Source organism: Magnetococcales bacterium (assembly GCA_015228815.1).
Classification (GTDB): Bacteria; Pseudomonadota; Magnetococcia; order Magnetococcales; family UBA8363; genus UBA8363.
The window spans coordinates 1-19602 of sequence record JADGCV010000056.1 but is presented as its reverse complement, the minus strand read 5'-3'; the positions used below and the strand labels follow the sequence as shown (position 1 = coordinate 19602).

General features: G+C 59.7%; 20 protein-coding genes. 11 read left to right on the top strand and 9 right to left on the bottom strand.

Features of this window, described 5'->3' with window-relative positions; translation table 11 throughout:
• The 8 genes from HQL76_16495 to sucC form a co-directional block, all read right to left on the bottom strand.
• The coding region (locus HQL76_16495) for an adenylyl-sulfate reductase subunit beta (protein MBF0110767.1) at positions 1–171 on the bottom strand (171 nt) is incomplete at its 3' end.
• A 213-nt stretch (positions 172–384) separates the two neighbouring features.
• Positions 385–2430, bottom strand: coding sequence for a sodium-translocating pyrophosphatase (locus HQL76_16490; GenBank protein ID MBF0110766.1), 2046 nt, complete (start codon positions 2428–2430; stop codon positions 385–387).
• A 58-nt stretch (positions 2431–2488) separates the two neighbouring features.
• On the bottom strand, positions 2489–3130 hold the full coding sequence (locus HQL76_16485; GenBank protein MBF0110765.1) for an adenylate kinase: 642 nt from the start codon (positions 3128–3130) through the stop codon (positions 2489–2491).
• A gap of 151 nt (positions 3131–3281) precedes the next feature.
• Entirely contained in the window at positions 3282–3587 is a 306-nt protein-coding gene (locus tag HQL76_16480) for a succinate dehydrogenase assembly factor 2 (protein MBF0110764.1), read from the bottom strand.
• Positions 3588–3632: 45 nt separating this feature from the next.
• Positions 3633–4511 carry a 2-oxoacid:ferredoxin oxidoreductase subunit beta gene (locus HQL76_16475; protein MBF0110763.1) on the bottom strand — a complete coding sequence of 293 codons (879 nt, stop codon included), beginning with the start codon at positions 4509–4511 and terminating at the stop codon, positions 3633–3635.
• Positions 4511–6223, bottom strand: a complete 1713-nt coding sequence (locus HQL76_16470) for a 2-oxoacid:acceptor oxidoreductase subunit alpha (GenBank protein ID MBF0110762.1) — start codon at positions 6221–6223, stop codon at positions 4511–4513. The genes HQL76_16475 and HQL76_16470 overlap by 1 nt, the downstream gene beginning before the upstream one ends.
• Before the next feature lie 211 nt (positions 6224–6434).
• Positions 6435–7307, bottom strand: coding sequence for a succinate--CoA ligase subunit alpha (gene sucD, locus HQL76_16465; GenBank protein ID MBF0110761.1), 873 nt, complete (start codon positions 7305–7307; stop codon positions 6435–6437).
• A gap of 14 nt (positions 7308–7321) precedes the next feature.
• A complete protein-coding gene (gene sucC, locus HQL76_16460; GenBank protein MBF0110760.1) occupies positions 7322–8485 on the bottom strand; it encodes an ADP-forming succinate--CoA ligase subunit beta in 1164 nt (387 codons plus the stop codon).
• Between the two features lie 382 nt (positions 8486–8867).
• Between sucC and HQL76_16455 the strand changes: the two genes are divergently transcribed.
• From HQL76_16455 to HQL76_16405, 11 genes are all read left to right on the top strand, one after another.
• Positions 8868–9209, top strand: coding sequence for a PilZ domain-containing protein (locus tag HQL76_16455; protein MBF0110759.1), 342 nt, complete (start codon positions 8868–8870; stop codon positions 9207–9209).
• Positions 9210–9416: 207 nt separating this feature from the next.
• A complete protein-coding gene (locus tag HQL76_16450) occupies positions 9417–9644 on the top strand; it encodes a ferrous iron transport protein A (GenBank protein MBF0110758.1) in 228 nt (75 codons plus the stop codon).
• A gap of 3 nt (positions 9645–9647) precedes the next feature.
• Positions 9648–12002, top strand: coding sequence for a Fe(2+) transporter permease subunit FeoB (gene feoB, locus HQL76_16445; GenBank protein ID MBF0110757.1), 2355 nt, complete (start codon positions 9648–9650; stop codon positions 12000–12002).
• Positions 11999–12241 (top strand): FeoC-like transcriptional regulator, encoded by a 243-nt coding sequence (locus HQL76_16440; GenBank protein MBF0110756.1) that lies wholly within the window; start codon positions 11999–12001, stop codon positions 12239–12241. Before feoB ends, HQL76_16440 begins: the two co-directional genes overlap by 4 nt.
• 14 nt (positions 12242–12255) lie before the next feature.
• Complete coding sequence (locus tag HQL76_16435; protein ID MBF0110755.1) at positions 12256–12789, top strand: hypothetical protein; 534 nt, start codon at positions 12256–12258, stop codon at positions 12787–12789.
• A gap of 50 nt (positions 12790–12839) precedes the next feature.
• On the top strand, positions 12840–13148 hold the full coding sequence (locus tag HQL76_16430; GenBank protein MBF0110754.1) for a YtxH domain-containing protein: 309 nt from the start codon (positions 12840–12842) through the stop codon (positions 13146–13148).
• Between the two features lies 1 nt (position 13149).
• On the top strand, positions 13150–15261 hold the full coding sequence (locus HQL76_16425; protein MBF0110753.1) for a heavy metal translocating P-type ATPase: 2112 nt from the start codon (positions 13150–13152) through the stop codon (positions 15259–15261).
• A 2-nt stretch (positions 15262–15263) separates the two neighbouring features.
• Positions 15264–15752, top strand: a complete 489-nt coding sequence (locus tag HQL76_16420; GenBank protein ID MBF0110752.1) for a hypothetical protein — start codon at positions 15264–15266, stop codon at positions 15750–15752.
• Positions 15753–15976: 224 nt separating this feature from the next.
• Entirely contained in the window at positions 15977–16831 is an 855-nt protein-coding gene (locus tag HQL76_16415) for a hypothetical protein (GenBank protein MBF0110751.1), read from the top strand.
• Between the two features lie 64 nt (positions 16832–16895).
• Positions 16896–17834, top strand: coding sequence for an AAA family ATPase (locus HQL76_16410; protein ID MBF0110750.1), 939 nt, complete (start codon positions 16896–16898; stop codon positions 17832–17834).
• Positions 17831–19006, top strand: coding sequence for a tetratricopeptide repeat protein (locus tag HQL76_16405; GenBank protein MBF0110749.1), 1176 nt, complete (start codon positions 17831–17833; stop codon positions 19004–19006). Before HQL76_16410 ends, HQL76_16405 begins: the two co-directional genes overlap by 4 nt.
• Before the next feature lie 66 nt (positions 19007–19072).
• Here HQL76_16405 and HQL76_16400 read toward each other — a convergent pair whose 3' ends face one another.
• Positions 19073–19345 carry a hypothetical protein gene (locus tag HQL76_16400; GenBank protein ID MBF0110748.1) on the bottom strand — a complete coding sequence of 91 codons (273 nt, stop codon included), beginning with the start codon at positions 19343–19345 and terminating at the stop codon, positions 19073–19075.
• Between the last annotated feature and the right edge of the window lie 257 nt (positions 19346–19602).

Below are 19602 nucleotides of genomic sequence, written 5' to 3'. Positions count from 1 at the left end.
GCAGATCTTGACGCAGGAATAGCACTCCCAGCATTGCTCGGGTTCCTGATTGAACCCCTTCATGCGGGCCTTGTCCAACTTCATCAAATCGTTTGGACAGATGTACATGCAGGCCGTCTTGTCCTGGCCCTTGCATCCGTCACATTTATCCTGGATCACAAAACTTGGCATGGTTTGCCTCCGGTTCGGTTGGGTCGGTCAGCGGTGCGAACACCCATTTGGATAAAAATTATTGATTGATGATAGACCAGGATAATGACAAACGCCAGGAAAAAATGGGTAACTGCCCAGGTACCTTCCGGGTTTAATTATTGAAAGAAAAAAGCCCCCCTCGTCACGAAGGGGGGCTTCAAGGGATGAAGCAGGTGCGTGATTTTCAGGGCCTCAGTTGTTGGCGATCAGTCCCACGATCAGAAGGGCAACGATGTTGGCAATCTTGATCATCGGATTGATGGCGGGACCAGCCGTATCCTTGTACGGGTCGCCGACGGTGTCGCCGGTGACGGCCGCTTTATGGGCATCGGATCCCTTGCCACCAAAGTGGCCTTCCTCGATGTACTTCTTGGCATTGTCCCAGGCGCCGCCACCGGTGGTCATGGAGATGGCGACGAAGATGCCGGTGATGATCGTTCCCATCAATACGCCACCCAGGGCTTTGGGTCCAAGCATGACACCGACAAGAATCGGGGCCAGAACCGGAAGCAGCGAAGGAGTGACCATTTCCTTGATGGCCGCCTTGGTCAGCATGTCCACGGCGCGGGAATAGTCGGGTTTGGCGGTCCCTTCCATGATGCCCGGGATTTCCTTGAACTGCCTCCGGACCTCGATCACGACACTGCCGGCGGCGCGTCCGACCGCTTCCATGCCCATGGCGCCGAACAGATAGGGGAGAAGCCCGCCGAGGAACAGACCGATGATGACCATGTGATCGGACAGGTCGAACACGATCCCTTGCTTGAAGGTCGCCAATTCATGGGTGTAGTCGGCGAAGAGAACCAGGGCCGCCAGACCCGCGGAACCGATGGCATACCCCTTGGTCACCGCCTTGGTGGTGTTGCCCACCGCGTCGAGCGGGTCGGTGATGTTGCGAATTTCGGGGGGAAGGTTGGCCATTTCGGCGATGCCGCCGGCATTGTCGGTGATGGGGCCATAGGCGTCCAGGGCGACGATGATTCCGGTCATCGACAGCATGGAGGTCGCGGCAACGGCGACACCATAGAGTCCACCCAGTTCGTAGGCGACCAGGATGCTGATGCAGACGGCGACGACGGGAGCGGCGGTCGATTTCATGGAAACGCCGAGACCGGCGATGACGTTGGTGCCATGGCCCGTTTCCGAGGCCTTGGCGATCAGACGGACCGGGGAAAAGTCGGTCGCGGTGTAGTATTCGGTGATCATCACCATGGCGGCCGTCAGGGCCAGACCGAGCAGGGCGCAACCATAGATGGCGCCGATGCTGTAATGCCCGTTCCCTGCCATCAGCCATTTGGTGGCGGGGAAGAACAGGACCGCGGCGATGGCCCCCGCGACGATCAGACCACGGTACAGGGCCGACATGATTTTTTTGCCCTCTTCCGCCTTGACCGCGTAGACGCCGACGATCGAGGCGAGGATGGCGATACCGCCAAGAACCAGAGGATAGACCAGGGCGTTGGAAAATCCGGGCAGGACCAGCGCTCCCAGAAGGATCGAGGCGATGACCGTCACCGCATAGGTTTCGAACAGGTCGGCGGCCATGCCGGCGCAGTCACCGACGTTGTCGCCGACGTTGTCGGCGATCACCGCCGGATTGCGCGGATCATCCTCGGGGATTCCCGCTTCGACCTTGCCCACCAGGTCGGCGCCGACATCGGCCCCCTTGGTGAAGATGCCACCACCCAACCGGGCGAAGATCGAGATCAGGGATCCACCAAAAGCCACCCCGACCAGCGGTTTGAGGAGGGAACTGGAGGCTGTGTCACCGGACTTGAGCAGAATCATCAGAAACACCGTGACCCCCAGAAGGCCCAGGCCCACGACCAGCATGCCGGTGATGGCCCCGCCACGGAAGGCAACCTGAAGGGCGCTGTCCAACCCACCCTTCGCCGCTTCCGCGGTGCGGACGTTGGCCTTGACCGAGATGCCCATCCCGATGAAACCCGCCGCCGCCGACAATAACGCGCCAACCGCAAATCCCAGCGCCGTGGCAAAGTCCAGAAACATGGCCAGAAGTACGAACAAAACGATACCCACATAGGCGATGGTGGTGTATTGGCGCTTCATGTAGGCCCGCGCCCCTTCTTCCACCGCCGCCGCGATCCGCTGCATTTCGCCCGAACCCGCCGGAAGGTTCAGGATCCAGTTACGCGCAAGGTAGCCATAGACGATGGCTCCTATTCCGCAAAAAATAGACAGGTAGATCCCCTGCCATCCACTCGCCGTTATTTCCATGTTTGTCGATCCCCTATAAGTTGACTAAGGTTGTCCCCACTGCCGCGGGCAGATTTCGTCAGCCGATGATCTTGCACAGGTTTCCGAAGACGGTTTCCATCTCCTGCATGCCGTCCACCGTCTTGAACGCCCCCTTGTGCCGGTAATACTCGATGACGGGAGCGGTCTGCTGGTCGTACACGGAAAGGCGATTGCGCACGGTCGCTTCGTTGTCATCGGCGCGCGTGGTCAGGGCGCCGCCGCATTTGTCACAGATGCCGTCCTTCGCCGGTTTCTTGTGTTCCTTGTGGTATCCTTCGCCGCATTTGGAACAGGTGCTGCGTCCGGTGATCCGTGCGACCAGGGCTTCGTTGTCGCAGGTGATGTCGATCACATGATCGATTTTCAATGTGCGCTCGGTCAACATCGAATCGAGCGCCTCGGCCTGGGCGACCGTCCGCGGAAATCCATCGAGGATGAATCCCTTCTTGCAGTCTTCGGCCCCGATCCGATCGGCGATGATGCCGACAACGATGTCGTCGGTGACCAGTCCGCCGCTTTCCATGGCCGCCTTGGCTTTCAGGCCGACCGCGGTCCCCGCTTTGACGGCGGCGCGCAGCATGTCGCCGGTGGACAATTGGGGAATGCCGTATTTCTCGGCGATCCGACGTGCCTGGGTTCCCTTGCCCGCACCGGGGGGGCCCATGAAAATGAGATTCATCTGTTGCTCCTGTTGGAAAAAAAAACTGTCAATTTCGTGAAACCGATTCACCTTCACGAACACTTGCGAACAGGGGCCGATTATAATCCCCGATTCCCTGTCCGTCATCGTCGAAACCGGAAAAAAATCCGCTCTTGTTCCCGATCCGTTTTCAAGTCGCCGGCGGATCTTGCTTTCCTTGCGCGGGACGCTTGAAGTGTTGGAGCCGCTCCAGAATGGCGCGATCAACCACTGCCGGCGGCGCCTTGATTCCCCCCAGCCAGTCGAGAAGATCGGCATCGGGAAACGCCAACAGCGCCATGAACCGATCGCAGGCCGCGTCATCCATGCGTGCCAGTTCCTGGGCCATGAACCGTTGCATGATCCGTTCGACCTCGGACATCGAGCGCCGCAAGGCGCGAAAAAGGAGTATCTTTTGCCTTGGACTCAAGCCAACGTCCGGAATTTCGGGGATCACGTCGCTTCTCCATCGTTTGGCCAAGTGACCGGGGCCAGATTATGCTCAGGGACGGCTCAAGTCAACAATCCGGTTCAGGTCGTAATCGGCTCCCCCGCCTACCTGGGCGATCATCGCCTCCATCCGTTGATGCAGGGTCGCCCGTTCCACTTTGTACAACAAACCCATCGGCGCTTTGCCCTCGCTGGTCTGCCGCGCCAGGGTGATGGCGGCCCCCAGGTCGGTCACGTCGTGATCCCTGGGTACCGATTCCATCAGATCGCGGTAGTGCTCGACCGTATCGATCTTGTTGAACGAGGGGCATTGCGAATAGATGTTCACATAGGAAAAACCACGATGTTCCAGGGCGCCGCGGATGAGCTCGGCGCAGGTCCCCGGTTTTCCCGCGAAGGCCTGGGCGACGTAGGTGGCACCGTAGGTCAGCATGTAGAGGAGCGGGTTCATCGGCTCCTCGGGACCGCCGTAGGGGGTGGTATAGGCGGTCATCTCGGAGCGGGAGGTGGGTGAATACTGTCCCTTGGTCAGACCGTAGATCCCATTATCGAACAGGACATACGTAATATCGACATTTTTTCGCGCCAGATGCGGCATGTGTCCGCCGCCGATCGAAAATCCGTCACCATCGCCGCCCAGGACCAGGATTGCCAGGTCGGGACGTGCCAGTTGGGCGCCGGTGGCGACCGCGCCGGCCCGTCCATGAAGGGTGTGCATCTTGTACGAATTGATGAAATAGGGGCTCCTGGAAGAACAGCCGATGCCGGAAATGCAGATCAATTGGCTCGGATCGACCCCTGCCTCGGCCAGGGCGCGGTAGATGGCATTGAGGATGCCGTAGTGGCCGCATCCGGGGCACCAGACCACCGGGACTTCCGATTTGTAATCCTTGGGCTTGAGGTCCACCTTGTTGACCGCCATGATCGACATCAGAGAATCTCCTTGACCTTGTTCATGATCTGGATCGGAGTGAAGGGAACTCCGCCGCAGGTGGTCATGGAAATGGGATCGATGGTCGTCTCGGAGCGGATGAAATGGGACAACTGTCCCTGAAAGTTGACCTCGGGGACCAGAATCTTGCGGCAGGTTCGGGCAAAGGATTCGTATTGCGCTACCGGCATCGGCCACATCAGTTTGGGATAGAACCCCTTGACCTTCGCTCCATCCTCCCGGAGTCGCGCCACTGCCTCGCGAACGACGCCGATGGTGCTGCCCCAGGCGATGATTCCGACCTGGGCGTCGCCATCGCCATCGACCTGGGCTGGGGGAACGAGTTCGACCACTCCCTGGATCTTGCCGAAGCGTTTGCGGTGCATCGCTTCATGATTGGCCGGGGAGTAGTTCGGCGCCCCCGTGGGTCCGTGTTCCAGACCCGTGGCCACGTGCATTGCGCCGATGGTTCCCGGATCGGCCATGGGGGAAATGTGATCGTCCGTCATGGCATAGCGTTGGTATTCCCCGGTTCCATCCCAGCGTTTCCGATCGACGAGGGTCACCTTCTCTGGTTTCGGCGCGGGAACGGTCTGGGTGGAGAAGGCGAGCGATCCGTCCGACAGAAGAATGACCGGGCATTGATAGTGTTCCGCCAGGTTGAGCGCTTCGATGGTTCCATGGATGCAGTCGTTGACATTTTCGACGGCCAGCACGATGCGTGGCGCATCTCCGTGACTGCCGTGGATGGCCAGGAAAAGATCCGACTGTTCATGTTTCGTCGGCATTCCTGTCGCGGGTCCTCCCCTCTGGACATCGACCACAAGGACCGGCGTTTCGCTCATGGACGCCATTCCCAGCATTTCCCCCATCAACGACAGGCCGGGGCCGGAGGTGGCAGTCATCGATCGTTTGCCGGCGTAGGACGCGCCAAGTACCTGGGAGATCGAGGCGATTTCGTCTTCTGCCTGAATGAGAACGCCGCCGACCTTGGGTATATGGGTGGCGACGAATTTGGCAATTTCGGTCGCCGGGGTGATGGGGTAGGCGGAAAAAAAACGGAGTCCGCCGAGAATCGCTCCCAAGCCGATCCCCTCGTTGCCCGACACGATGAGCACATCGTTTGGAGGGACCGGATCGTCCAGGCGCCAGGGATCGGTCTTGGACAGCGCATCGCCCAGTTTCTGTCCTTTCCGGAAGGCATCGATATTGAAATTAAGGTTTTCTGTCCCTTTGGAGTGAAATTTTCCGTGGATGACCTCCATGAGGGTTTTCTCGCAGATGTTGAACAAGGCCGACAGGGCGCCGAGGGCCACCATGTTTTTGGAACGGTAGGATTTCATCTCCTTGGCCGTTTTCGACATGGGGATGGGGTAGGCATGGACTCCTTCGGGAATTTCCGGTTCGAATCCCCCGTCCGGGTGATCGTAGACGAATGCCGTCCCTGGGCGAAGAAGGGGGCGGTTGACCTGATAGGCTTCGCCGTTGAAGGCGCACAGAATGTCGAAGGTATCGCCCTGGTTGAACAGGGGGTCCAGGGAGGCGCGTATCTGGTACATTGCGTATCCCCCTTTGATTTCGGCGGGGAACGTCTTGATGGTATAGACCTCCTGGCCCGCCCGGGCGCATGCGGCGGCGATGAAATCGCCGGTGGAGATGACCCCCTCACCACCCTCGCCGGCGATTCTGATGACCAGATCCTTTTTCCCCATCGAACACTCCTTTAAGTCATTCGTAACGGCCCAGGGACCCCCAGGGACTCCCAGGACCCAGGATTATTGAAAAGAAAAAAGGGGTCTGGGGGATTGCCCCCTTTTTTCTTTCAATAATCAAACCCGGAGGGTACCTGGGTTTGCCGCGATCATGGCCTTGGCGACACCCGGGAACCTCTTACCAGAATCCCGGGTATCGCTTGGGGCAGGGTTACTTTTTCAGGGATTGCTTGACGACCGTTCCCATTTCCGCAGGGGAGCGGGCAATGTGGACACCCGCCGCCTTGAGGGCCGCGAATTTTTCATCCGCCGTCCCCTTGCCGCCGGAAATGATCGCCCCGGCATGTCCCATCCTCTTGCCCTTGGGGGCCGTGGCCCCGGCGATGAAGGCAGTCACCGGCTTGGTCATGTTTTTCTTGATCCAGTCCGCCGCCTGTTCTTCCGCCGTGCCGCCGATCTCACCGATCATGATGACCGCCTCGGTCTGGGGATCGTTCTGGAACATCGCAAGGCAATCGATGAAATTGGTCCCGTTGATCGGATCGCCACCCAACCCGACACAGGTGCTCTGCCCCAGGCCGACCGCCGAGGTCTGGGCAACCGCCTCGTAGGTCAGCGTCCCCGAACGGGAAACGACACCGATGGACCCCTTGCGATGAATGTGACCGGGCATGATGCCGATCTTGCACTCGCCCGGAGTGATGATGCCGGGACAGTTGGGCCCGATGAGACGGGTATTCTTCCCCGCGAGAAAACGTTTGACCGAAACCATGTCCATCACCGGAATCCCCTCGGTGATGCAGACCACGATCCGCAGTCCCGCTTCCGTGGCTTCCATGATGGCATCCGCAGCGAACGGAGGCGGCACGAAAATGACCGATGCGTCCGCGCCGGTGGCATTGACCGCTTCGGCGACCGTGTTGAACACGGGACGTCCGATATGAGTCGTCCCACCCTTGCCAGGGGTGACCCCGCCCACCAGTTGCGTGCCATAGGCGATCGCCTGTTCCGAATGGAACGTTCCATTGGCGCCGGTGAACCCCTGACAGATTACCTTGGTATTCTTATCGACGAAAATGCTCATTCTTTCTTCTCCTTTCAGGCGGCCAGGGCGGCGACGGCCTTGGTGGCGGCGTCATCGAAGTTGGATGCGGCAATGATGGCCAATCCCGATTCGGACAGAATCTTCTTGCCCAGATCGACATTGGTCCCTTCGAGGCGAACGACGACCGGGACGTGAATATTGAGTTGTTTGGCCGCGATGACGATCCCCTCGGCGATGACATCGCAACGCATGATGCCGCCGAAAATGTTGACCAGGATGCACTTGACCGAAGGATCGGAAAGGATCAGCTTGAAGGCGTTGGTGACGTTCTCGGTGGTGGCGCCGCCGCCGACATCGAGGAAGTTGGCCGGACTGCCCCCCTTGAGCTTGATCAGGTCCATGGTCGCCATCGCCAGACCCGCGCCGTTGACCATGCAACCGATGTTGCCTTCGAGGGTGATGTAGTTGAGTTCAAACTTGGAGGCCTCGATCTCCTTCGGATCTTCCTCGTTGAGGTCGCGCAGGGCGAGGATGTCCTTGTGGCGGAACAGGGCGTTGCTGTCGAAATTCATCTTGGCGTCGAGGGCGATGATGTCGCCGTCACCGGTGACCACGAGGGGGTTGATCTCGGCAAGCGAGGCGTCGGTGGCGACGAAAGCCTTGTACAACGCCGTCATGAAACTGACCGCCTTGTTGACCTGCTTGCCTTCCAGACCAAGGCCGAAACACAGGTTGCGCGCCTGGAATCCCTGGAATCCAATGGCAGGGTCGATGGCCTCCTTGAGAATCTTTTCCGGCGAACGGGCAGCGACCTCCTCGATTTCCATCCCCCCCTCGGTCGAGGCCATCATGGTGACGCGGCTCGTGGCGCGGTCGATCACCATCCCAAGATACAGCTCGCGGGCAATATTGCATCCCTCCTCGACATAGATTCTCTTGACTTCCTTCCCCTTGGGACCGGTCTGCTTGGTCACGAGGGTCATGCCGAGCATCCGTTGCGCCTCGCTCTTCACCTCGGCGACACTCTTGACCACCTTGACACCGCCCCCTTTGCCGCGACCGCCCGCGTGAATCTGGGCCTTGACGACAAACACCTTGCTGCCCAGCTCCGTCGCCGCCTTTTCGGCCTCCTCCGGTGTGAAGGCGACCCGCCCCCGGGGCACCGCGACGCCAAATTTGGCCAGGATCTCTTTTGCCTGATATTCGTGAATATTCATGGGACTCCTTCCCGCTCCAAAAGTAGTGACAAAACCTTGGCCGGAACCACCTGACCGGCGCACTCCCGAGTGTTGCGCGAAGCATAAGCGATTTGCTGTTAAAATTGAAGGATCCTTCGCAGACATTCTCCATCAAAGTCTCGGATTGGAGGCCAGGATCTTGAAAAATATCATGCAAGTACCTGTATTCGCGGCACAAGTCAAGGTAAAAATTCTTTTTGTCAACCAAAAATCCACGAGCACTTTGCCATCTTCCCACCCCCAAGGATAAAATAGAGCGATTCCCGTGAAAATCTTGTTTGACATTGACATGAACAAACGTTAGTGTACTCCCATGTCGATCAGGTGTTTCCATTGTCGAACCGAGGAGAATTCCTTAAGAATGGGACTATTGACCACTTCTTCAACAGTTTCCGGCAATCCGCCAATTTTCTTTCGCGCCCAACGGGTTGCGCTGGAAGCACGGGTCGTACTCGAACTGGGGGAGGGACGGGCCCTGATCGGCAACACCAGGGATATAAGCCAAAGTGGAACGCTGATCCATATCGGGTACCCACCGATCCAAGTCTCCTTGCAGGAACATGGCCTGCTTCACCTCATGCCCCTGGCCCCCCGACCAGCGCTTCCCTGTCAGGTCGCCCGCCTGACCCATGATGCCATCGCCGTCCGCTTCGTCGATTCCCTGCCCGATGCGTTCATCTCAAGACTCGGTCGGAAACAATAATCCCCTCTTCACCCCTTGAACGATGACACCCTGCCTGCCCTTTGCGCCGCCAATCAGGGTGGGCGCGGGCTTTGTGCCACGACCTGTTGACGAACTGATTCCTTGGTCGAAAAAAAAAGCCGAAATGATAATGATTCCCATTTACAGAACTCCTCCGTTCCGGTAGAGTTTCTCCATCGATATGTCAACCAACCCTGGAGAATGCGCATGACCATCGGAGATTTGGAGGTCGGGGCCAAGGCCCGCGTGATTGGTTATCACAAGGGGTCCAGCAGTTATCGGACCCGCCTGTTGGCCATGGGGGTGACTCGTGGGGAATCCTTCCAGGTGCGCCGTACCGCTCCCATGGGCGATCCCGTGGAAATCCTGCTCAAGGGATTTTCCCTGGTGTTGCGCAAGGATGAAGCGAATGTCGTTCTGGTGGAGAGGATGTAGATCATGGACAAGAACCTGGTGATTGGCATTGTCGGCAACCCCAATTGCGGCAAGAGCACCTTGTTCAACCAGTTGACCGGCAGCCGACAGCGGGTGGGTAATTGGCCGGGAGTGACGGTGGAACGCAAGGAGGGGGTGGCACGGATCGAGGATGTGGCGGTCACCATCGTCGATCTGCCGGGGGTGTACACCCTGGCGGCGCAGTCACCCGATGAGAAGGTGGCACGGGATTTCGTCCTTTCGGGGGACTATGACCTGATTGTCAACATTCTGGACGCTGCCAATCTGGAGCGCAATCTGTACCTGACGGTCCAGCTTATGGAGATGCGCATTCCCATGCTGGTGGTCCTGAACATGATGGACATGGCGCGGGAAAAGGGGTTGGTGGTGGATGTCGCAGCCCTGGTGGCGGGGTTGGGGTGCCGGGTGGTTCCGGTCGTCGCCAAGAGGCGGGAAGGGCTTGGGGCGTTGATGTCTGCGTTGCGGGAGATTGCCTTGGATCCGGGGGCCGGAAAATCGCTCCTTCCCCTGGCCCCGCCCCTGCCCGAATCATTGGCCAGGGCGGTGGGTGCGCTCGGGTCGGAACTGGCGGCGGACGCGGCGGCCAGAAACATCGATCCTTCCTGGGTCGCGCTCAAACTGTTGGAGGGGGATGGTGGCGGACCCGAGCCTTTCTGGGGCCATTCAATGGGCGACCAGGTGAATCGATGGCATCGGTCCCTTGAGGAGGAGATGGGCGACGAACCGGACATTCTCATCGCCGATGCCCGCTACCGGTTCATCGGCCAGATGACGCTGGCGGCGATCCATCGCAAGGGCGAGGCCTCCCATCGCCTGACCGAACGCCTGGATCGATGGGCGATGCACCGCGTTTTGGGAATTCCAATTTTTCTTGGCGTTCTTTACCTGATGTTCATGTTCACGATCAATCTGGGCGGGGCGTTCATCGATTTTTTCGATATTCTTTTCGGGGCGGTTTTTGTTGAGGGACCACGCGCATTGCTGACGCCATGGGGAACCCCCGAATGGTTGGTCACTTTGCTGGCCGATGGGCTGGGGGGGAGCATTCAAACCCTTGCGACGTTCATTCCTCCGATTGGTTTCATGTTCATTTTTCTTTCCTGGTTGGAAGATTCGGGATACATGGGCCGGGCGGCGTTCATTCTCGATCGCTTCCTGAGGTTCATCGGCCTGCCGGGAAAGGCGTTCATTCCGATGATGGTCGGCTTCGGATGCAACGTCCCCGCCATCCTGGGGACGCGCACCCTGGAGCATCGGCGCGACCGCATCCTGACTGTCATGATGAACCCGTTCATGTCCTGTGGCGCCCGCATGCCGGTCTATGCCCTGTTCGTGGCCGCTTTCTTTCCCATGGGGGGGCAGAATGTCGTTTTCGGCCTTTATCTGGCGGGGGTCGCCTTCGCGATCTTTACCGGACTGATTCTGCGCCATACCCTGCTCCAGGGTGAGCCGAGCCCGTTTATCATGGAATTGCCTCTCTATCATCTGCCCTCGATGCGCACGGTATCGTTTCATGCCTGGGAACGCCTCAAGGGATTCATCACCAGGGCGGGACGGGTGTTGATTCCGGTCATCATGGCCTTGAGTTTTCTCAATTCCCTGGGTGTGGACGGCAGTTTCGGCAATGCCGACTCCGAAAAATCGGTTTTGAGTCATATTGGCCGCTCGATCACCCCGGCGTTTTCGCCCATGGGGATCGAGGAGGAAAACTGGCCGGCGACCGTGGGACTGTTTATCGGCATTTTCGCCAAGGAGGCCGTGGTCGGGGCCCTGGATGCCGTGTATGGGCAGATGGAGGGGGATGGGGCGGCGGCATCCGACGAAGCTCGGTCCGGATTCGATCTTGTCCAACGTGTGCGGGACGCGGTCTCCTCGATCGTGGATCATCTGGGAGAACTTGGGGGAACGGTGTTGGATCCGTTGGGGGTGTCGGTGGATCGGTTCGATTCCCTGGAGGATGCGGCCAGCGCCACCGAGGTTTCCCAGGGGACGTTTGGAACCATGGCCCGCCTGTTCGATGGTCGGGTCGGCGCTGTGGCGTATCTCCTGTTCATTCTCCTTTATCTCCCTTGCGTGGCGGCCATCTCGGCCATCTTCCAGGAGACGGGATGGCGTTGGACCCTGTTCGCCGGATTTTGGACGACGGGTTTGGCGTGGTCGGCGGCGACCCTGTTCTATCAATGGGGAACCTTTTCCCGTCATCCCGGCCCGACGTTTCTCTGGACGGCGGCGTTGCTGACGGCCTGGATCGTCACCATCCTGGTGATGCGCCGCTTGGGAACCGGGCGGACGTCCGCTCCGGTTCCAAACACAGTGCTGGCCTGCGAGGAGGCATGATCATGGTGTCCATGGCGCAATTGAAGGATTTTCTTCGCAAGCAGAAGCGGGTGCCGCTGATGGATCTTGCCCATCATTTCAACAAGGATCCGGAAGTCCTCCGCGACATGCTGTCCCACTGGGAACGCAAGGGGCAGCTACGACGGATCCGGGACCGGGCAGGCTGCCAGTCCACCTGTTCCGGCTGCGGCACGGGACCAACGGAACTCTGCGAGTGGATCGATCCCATTCCAACATGATGAGGAAACATTCGATGAATCAAGATGAAAAACAAGAAGATCGCCAACAGAACGCTGCCAGCGCGGTGCAACCGCCGGAATCCGCGGTTCCCTGTCCTCATTGCCAGGGGGGGTGGGGTCATCCTGCGCCTTATCCCCATTATCCCTGGGGAGGGGGGCATCATTATGATCATCCGGGGTGGCCCCATCAGCCACCGATCCAACAGCAGCCGCAATTCCAGGGATACGCACCGAACGGATATGCCCCCTTTTCCCATGGTCCCCATGGGTATCCATACCATCAACATCCGTTCCATCAACAGATGCCTCCTCCTCCTTCGCAACCCCTGCCCAATCCGGAACCGTCCCGGCCCCAGACACCCCGCGGGGGGGGCAACGGGGGACTTTCATCGCTGTTGACCTCCCCTTTCGCCACCTTGAAGGACATGCTGGACCTTGATGATCAGGAATTCTGGAAAGGGGCCCTGGTGGGGGTGGCGGCGGTACTGTTGTTGTCGGGACAATCGGGGGGCGATGCGGAGCCCTTGCCGCGCGATGGGGAAAAATGAGTCTTGCTTGAAATACCTGATTTTCAACACCTGGTTTCTTGGAGAAACGCATGCACCATCATCATTACAATGGCCAATATCCCATGGGTGGCCCGGCATGGCACCAGCCACAAGGGGCGTGGGTCCCGCCTGGTCCACCGGCGCCGCAGGGGGGACACAATGGGGATGCCGATCGCCGTTTTGTCAAGGGGGTCCTCCTCGGGGCCGCCGCGGCTTATCTTTTGACCAACGACAAGGTGCAACATACCCTGTTTCGTGCCGTCGCCAAGGTTTGGACCGGTGTTCGTTTCGGCCTGGAAGAGGTCAAGGAACGCTATCAGGATGCCCAGGCGGAAGTCGAATCGGAACGTCGAGGTTGACATGGAACGGTTGAAGGGCATCCTCGTGGTGCATCGTCTTCCCCGGCGCCTGAGGTTGCGGGCGCCATGGCTCCGTGGGCAGGATGGCCGGCGGATCCGGGCCATCCTGTCGGGCCTGAACGGGGTTGTGGCGGTTCGGATCAACCCCCATCTGGGAGACATCGTGGTGCGGCACGATGGTCTGGCCGATACGGTCGCACGGGTCCATCGTGCCTTGAGTTCCCTGCCCGCCGAGGCGGTGGCCCGGCGGGTTCCGGTGCGCCATCACCATCCGTCCCATCCATCCTTTCCGTTCGCGGGTGGCGCCCTGCTGGTGGTGGCCCGTTTTCTCCCTCCGGGATGGCGTGCCGCCCTGACCTGGTGGCGCATTCTTCCATCCCTGACGCATGGGGTGCAAAGTCTGGCCAGGAATGGCCTCACGGTCGAGGCCCTGGATGCCGCGGCAGTGGGAATTTCCGCCTGGCGCGGCGAGTTCATGGCCGCCTTGACGACCCGTTTGATGGTCGATCTGGGCGAACATCTGCAACGGGCAGTCGAACGGCGGGCCGACGATGCCCTGCATCGCCTTCTTCCCACGCTTCCCGAGTCGGCATGGGTGGAACAGGCGGATGGTCAGTTGTCGCGGGTTCCCGGTCATGCCATTCGTCTTGATGACCGGGTCGTGGTGGCAGTCGGGGAGATGATTCCGGTCGATGGGGAGGTCGTCGCCGGGGTGGCCCTGGTCAACGAATCCTCCTTGACCGGCGAACCACTGCCGGTACGCAAGGAGGCGGGAAAACCGGCCCTCTCGGGAAGTGTCGTCGAAGAGGGACGACTGACCATCCGTGCCGTCCGGGTCGGGGAACGGACCGCCATGGCGCGGATCGCCCGGTTTATCGACCAGTCCGCCGATGTCCCGTCACGGCATCAGCGCCTGGCCGACACCCTTGCCCGCAAGCGGGTTCGCTGGACCTTCGGCATGGGCGGACTCATCTGGTTGACGACCCGGGACAGCCGTCGGGCCGCATCGTCGCTGCTTGTCGATTTTTCCTGCGGCATCAAGATATCGACCCCGGTGGCGTTCAAGGCGGCCATGATCCGCGCCGGTCGGGAAGGGGTCCTGATCAAGGGGGGCGAGGCCCTGGAACACCTGGCCCTGGCCGATACGGTGGTGTTCGACAAGACCGGAACCCTGACCGCCGGGGACCTGGCCATCGTCGAGGTTCGTTCCTTTCATCCCGATTTTTCCGAGGAGCGTCTTCTGGCCATCACCGCCTCTCTGGAAGAACATGCCTCCCATCCCCTGGCCGAGGCGGTCGTCCGCGAAGGAAACCGTCGTTCCCTGCCGCATGTCCCGCATGGCGAGGTCGAATTCATCGTCGCCCACGGCCTGTTCGCCACGGTGGATGGCGCGGAAATCCGTGTCGGCAGCCGCCATTACCTGGAGGAGGATGAACGGATTTCCTTTGCGCAATGGAATGAATCGTTGGAGGAGCTTCTGGAACGGGGATTGATTCTGTTGCTGATCGCCCATGATCGCAAGGCGGTTGGGGTGGTCGCCCTGGAGGACCATCCCCGTCCCGAGGCGCAAGCCATGGTTACCGCGCTGCGCCGCCTGGGAATCCGCCATCTGGCGATGTTGACGGGCGACCGCCGGGCCAAGGCCCAGGCCACCGGCAGCGCCCTGGGGATGGATCGGGTCTACTGGGAAATGATCCCCGAGCGCAAGGCCGAGGCGGTGGAAGAACTGAAACGGGCCGGGCATCGGGTGATCTTCGTCGGCGATGGCATCAATGACGCCCCGGCCTTGGCAGTGGCCGACGTCGGGATCGCCATGCCGCGCGGTGCGGAAATTGCCCGGGATACCGCCGATGTGGTATTGCTTCAGGATCGCCTCGATGGTGTCCTGATCGCCCGTGCCATCGCGTTGCGTACCCTGGAAGTGGTTCGGGGCAACTTTTCCACCGCCGTCTCTCTCAATTCGGCCATCCTGACCGGGGCCGGATTGGGGTGGTTGTCACCGGTGGCGACCTCGGTGCTGCATAACGGGGCGACGCTTGGCGTCCTGGCCCGATCCTGGGGTTTGAACTCCTGGAATCCGGACCGGTTCCTTTCCACCCGCGGGGACCTTTGATCATGGTACGATTGCTTCCCTGGCTGCTGCTGGCATGGCAAATTCATGGTGATACGGGCCGGACCCATCGGCCAGCCAGCGCAGCCGTTTCGGGAGGAAGGGTGCTGCACCGGTCCCCGGGACGGATACGCCTGCGCCTGCCGCCGGCGGCGGCTGTGGAGGTACGGAAAAAACTCCTTCTTCTTCCGGAGGTTGCGGAAGTTCGATACAATCCGCGGTCACAGGTTCTTCTGGTGTGCCATGATCCCGCCCGGCTCGATGGGGACGTGATTCTGGCCTTGTGCCAGCCCGCTTTCCCTGCCGTGGCGCGACCGTCCGAGATGATTCCCGTGGCAGGTTTCCCTTCCAGCCCTCCCAAGCCTTCACGTTCGCCCCGCCTGGCCCCTCGTGCCGGTGAACTCTTCGGACGCGCCCTGTTCGACACCTTTGCCCGCCAGACCATCGAACGTTCCGTCTTTACCATGGTCACCACGGTGTTGAAGGGGCATTGATTCCCGGGTGACGGGTTTCCCGGGGCCGTGCGTCGTCCCTGACCTTCGTCGGTTTGTCCTGGTTTTCGAAAATTTGTGGGAACCCTTTGTCTTTCGGGTATTTCGTCATACCATGGCACTGGGGCGATGAAACAGGCCCGTTTTTGTTTTCGGCAAGGCGGCATCCTTCGTTCGTCGGCATACCCATTTTGTCCACGTTTTTATCGCCATGGGGAGGACTTTCCATGAATCGATCCATCCTGAAGATTGCCTTGTTTCTGGTGTTGTTGCCTGCCTGGAGTTCGGCGCTGGCGGAGGAAAACAAGGGGACGGTCGTCAATTTCTGCGGCGGTCCCAAGGGGCTGTCCTATGAACGATTGCCCAAGACCCTCCAACCCATCATGGACGGGTTCGGTCTCGGTTTTTCGGTGGCGGCAGTCGAGACCAAGGGCGGGGACGAGAATGTCGAAAAGGTTGCCAGGGGGGAATGCGATTTTGGCCTGGCCCCCAATAAACTGGTCCACAAGTACACGTTGCCGATCGATGGGGTGGTGTTTCACTCCTATGCCCACCTGGTATGCAACCAGGAACGAACCAAGGGGGCCAAGGAAATAGCCGATCTGCTCAAACAGGGGCGTAAAATACAGGTGGCGGTCGGTGATGTCGGCTCCGCCAGCAAGATTGTCTGGGATTCCCTGGCCGGCCTCGACAACGATTTCGGTCCCGAGCATTTTGCCACCATGCCGCTCTCCTTCACCAAGGCCATTCCGTTGGTCATGAAAGGGCAGTACGACTGCGCCTGGACCGTCAGTGGCATCGGCTCTCCCGCATTGAAGGTGGCGGACTATCCGGGGGCGGCCAAGGTGTTGCGGCTCATCGAGGTCAATGATGGCGATTTCAACGATGACGATTATGATTTCTTCGTCATTCCCAAAAGCACCTATCCCAATCTTCAGGAAGGATGGTTCAAGGATGTCAAGACGATCGATGTCCCGGTGGTCCTGTTCCATCGTCCGGGACTTCAGGCCGACAATCCCGTCGCCCATGGGGCCATCTCGGGCGAGGCCTTGCGGGTGGGACCGGAACTTTTCAAGGACTGAAGGGACAGGTTCCACTGAAGGGGGTGTCGTTTGACGCAGGGGATGGGAAAGGAAGGGCGGACACATGTACCTTGGCCATTTTGGGTTGCAGGAGCAGCCGTTTCAACTCATCCCTGACACCGGGTTCTTCCATTTCAGTCCTTCGGTCCAGGAATCTTTCAACGTCGCCCTCGTTGCCCTTTCCTTCGGCGAGGGGTTCGTCAAGATCACCGGTGAGGCGGGCACCGGTAAAACAATGTTGATGAAGAAACTTCAGGCCAATTTCCAGGATCGCGATCAGGTCACCGCCTGTTTTCTCAATCCGTTGCTGACACCCGAGGATGCCTACAAGGCCCTCGCGGATGAATTGGCCGTGCCCCCTGACGATGGATCCATGGGTTTTCAGCATCGGATCAGGCAATTGACCGATCGCCTCGTCGAACTGCGGCAACAGGGAAAAAAAGTGGTCCTGTTCGTCGATGAGGCCCAGAGCCTGACCGATGAAACCCTCGAAGCGATCCGCCTTATGACCAACCTGGATACGGAACGACAGAAAACCCTCCAGGTCGTGCTGTTGGGACAGCCTGAATTGGATCATCGTCTCGAACGGCAGTACAATCTGCGCCAGTTGCGGCAGAGAATCACCTTTTCCTGTCATCTGTTGCCGCTGGATGCCCGTGAAACGGGGCTTTACCTCAACCATCGCCTTCAGATTGCCGGATTCCAGGGGGACGATGTGTTCACCGCGCCCGCGGTCCGCCGGATTCATCGCCTGAGTGGTGGCATTCCCCGTTTGATCAATGTCCTGGCCCATAAATGCCTTCTGATCGCCGTCGGCAGAGGGGAGCGGATCGTCGATGTTGCCCAGGTCGCAACCGCTGCCCTGGATACCGAGGGACTGGCGGTTTCCTCCTGGAAGAATTACTGGCGCCGCATTGGATCGCGATGGGGAACCGCGGCATCCGAGTCGGTTTCCCTGATGGAACGCTTGCGTGGAAAACGGGCCGGAGGGGGCGTTTCATGAGTTTGATCGGTCAGTTGCTGAACGATTTGCATCAAAGGGAGGTCCATTCCCTCGATGGCGTCGATCTGTGTGACCTGGGGGTGACCTTTCCGGATGATGGTGTACGGGTACAGGGGGAGACCTCCGGGCGCAAGGTTTTCTGCCGCAAGGAGTTCGTCTGGGCCTTCGGGATGGCGCTGGTATTGGCGGCGGGGATTTTCTTCCTGTCGCGGATCGATCAGGGGACCATGACCGGGGAGACCGTCCCGAAGCAGGGCGAACAGGAGGAAATGGACCCGTCTGTTTCGTCCCTGTCCGAACCGGAGGAATTGGCACCGTCCCTGAAATCGGCGACGCGCCCGATTGCCACGACGACCACTTCCGTTCCGGGGGTGATGGGATCGATGGCCATCGATGAGGAATCGGTAGCCCCCTCGGGGGTGATCAGGGTGCCCGAGTCCGAGGCGACACAACCGCCAGCGCCACCTGTCGCCACTTCCCCGAGTGTGCCCGCCTCGGTCACCGAGCGTCCCTTTAAATTGGGACTCTCGAAAACGCCACCGCGAAAAAATGAATCCCCATCCCCGAAACAGGGACCGTCAACTTCCGTGGTTGCGAATCCTCTGGCGGCCAGAACACCCGAGGTCGTTCCGGTGCGTCGCGGCATTCCGACCCCGACCTCGCTCGACAATCTGGCGACGATGACCCTTGAAAACCCGCATGCCCCTGTTTCCCAGGGACCTGCGACCTCCACCGCCGGTGTGCGAGTGGCCCAGCCCAACCGCGGAATTCTTGAAAATGGCGAAATGATGCTGCCATTGCAAAAGGCCCAGTCCCTGGGGTGGGCGCGGACCCTTGTGGAGGATGGTCAGTTGGATGAGGCGGAGCGGGTCGTTCGCGAGCATCTGTCCCAGGATGGCGACTCCATCGCCGCTTTGGGGATCATGGCATCCCTGGAACAAAAGCGGGGCAACCTTGAAAACTCCAACCGATATTTCAACCGTCTGTTGCGTTTGGAACCGGATCAATACCGTTGGTGGTTTGGGTTGGCGGTCAACCTTGAAAAGGCCAAGAGGGATAAAGAGGCGATTTCGTATTATCGACATCTGATCAAGATGAATGATGTCGCGGAGCATGTGGTCCGGTTTGCCGAGGAGCGGATTCGCGTGTTGGAAAGCGGCCAGAAACATTGATGGAAACCCACGGCACCACTCCCATGCTTGATCCGGGATCCGGCATCGGGGGGGGGAGGGCGTCGATCACTCCTGGTCGTCGGGTATGGCGGGCGGACTGGCTGCGGAAGTCGAAGGATTGATGGGGGTGGCAGTGGCTTGCGGCGGCGGTGGCAGTTCAAGGGAGATGAATGTCTGCTTGCGTGTATTGTCCGACGTTCCGCTCAAAAAAAAGGACCCCAGACCCAGTACTGCCAGCAATACTGCCAACCCGAGTCCATACTTGCGAATCATGCCCAGGAGGGAAGGTCTGGGATCATCCAGGCCGGAAAGGATGCTTTTGCGGTTGGTCTTCGACATGGCCACTGCCTCGTCATCTTCCAACAGGGTTGCGTGTGATCCTGTTGGGTATGGATCCTTGATTGTCATGATCTGCCATCTTTATCCGGTTCAGAGGGTACAATCCGCACAACGACCCAATATCAGTATAATCGCCAATGGGGACAAGTTCAATGGGTCCCACCGTCGCCTGGCGGCAGCAAAGGTAACTGCCCAGGTACCCCCAGGGCCCAGAATTATTGAAAGAAAAAAGGGGTCTGGGGGATTGCCCCCAGGGT

Coding starts and splice junctions, on each gene's coding strand:
- feoB (MBF0110757.1), top strand. CDS start 9,648: ATGGACAAGAACCTGGTGATTGGCATTGTCGGCAACCCCAATTGCGGC.
- sucD (MBF0110761.1), bottom strand. CDS start 7,307: ATGAGCATTTTCGTCGATAAGAATACCAAGGTAATCTGTCAGGGGTTC.
- HQL76_16450 (MBF0110758.1), top strand. CDS start 9,417: ATGACCATCGGAGATTTGGAGGTCGGGGCCAAGGCCCGCGTGATTGGT.
- sucC (MBF0110760.1), bottom strand. CDS start 8,485: ATGAATATTCACGAATATCAGGCAAAAGAGATCCTGGCCAAATTTGGC.
- HQL76_16400 (MBF0110748.1), bottom strand. CDS start 19,345: ATGTCGAAGACCAACCGCAAAAGCATCCTTTCCGGCCTGGATGATCCC.
- HQL76_16425 (MBF0110753.1), top strand. CDS start 13,150: ATGGAACGGTTGAAGGGCATCCTCGTGGTGCATCGTCTTCCCCGGCGC.
- HQL76_16490 (MBF0110766.1), bottom strand. CDS start 2,430: ATGGAAATAACGGCGAGTGGATGGCAGGGGATCTACCTGTCTATTTTT.
- HQL76_16430 (MBF0110754.1), top strand. CDS start 12,840: ATGCACCATCATCATTACAATGGCCAATATCCCATGGGTGGCCCGGCA.
- HQL76_16485 (MBF0110765.1), bottom strand. CDS start 3,130: ATGAATCTCATTTTCATGGGCCCCCCCGGTGCGGGCAAGGGAACCCAG.
- HQL76_16470 (MBF0110762.1), bottom strand. CDS start 6,223: ATGGGGAAAAAGGATCTGGTCATCAGAATCGCCGGCGAGGGTGGTGAG.
- HQL76_16415 (MBF0110751.1), top strand. CDS start 15,977: ATGAATCGATCCATCCTGAAGATTGCCTTGTTTCTGGTGTTGTTGCCT.
- HQL76_16435 (MBF0110755.1), top strand. CDS start 12,256: ATGAATCAAGATGAAAAACAAGAAGATCGCCAACAGAACGCTGCCAGC.
- HQL76_16420 (MBF0110752.1), top strand. CDS start 15,264: ATGGTACGATTGCTTCCCTGGCTGCTGCTGGCATGGCAAATTCATGGT.
- HQL76_16455 (MBF0110759.1), top strand. CDS start 8,868: ATGGGACTATTGACCACTTCTTCAACAGTTTCCGGCAATCCGCCAATT.
- HQL76_16405 (MBF0110749.1), top strand. CDS start 17,831: ATGAGTTTGATCGGTCAGTTGCTGAACGATTTGCATCAAAGGGAGGTC.
- HQL76_16440 (MBF0110756.1), top strand. CDS start 11,999: ATGATCATGGTGTCCATGGCGCAATTGAAGGATTTTCTTCGCAAGCAG.
- HQL76_16475 (MBF0110763.1), bottom strand. CDS start 4,511: ATGTCGATCATGGCGGTCAACAAGGTGGACCTCAAGCCCAAGGATTAC.
- HQL76_16410 (MBF0110750.1), top strand. CDS start 16,896: ATGTACCTTGGCCATTTTGGGTTGCAGGAGCAGCCGTTTCAACTCATC.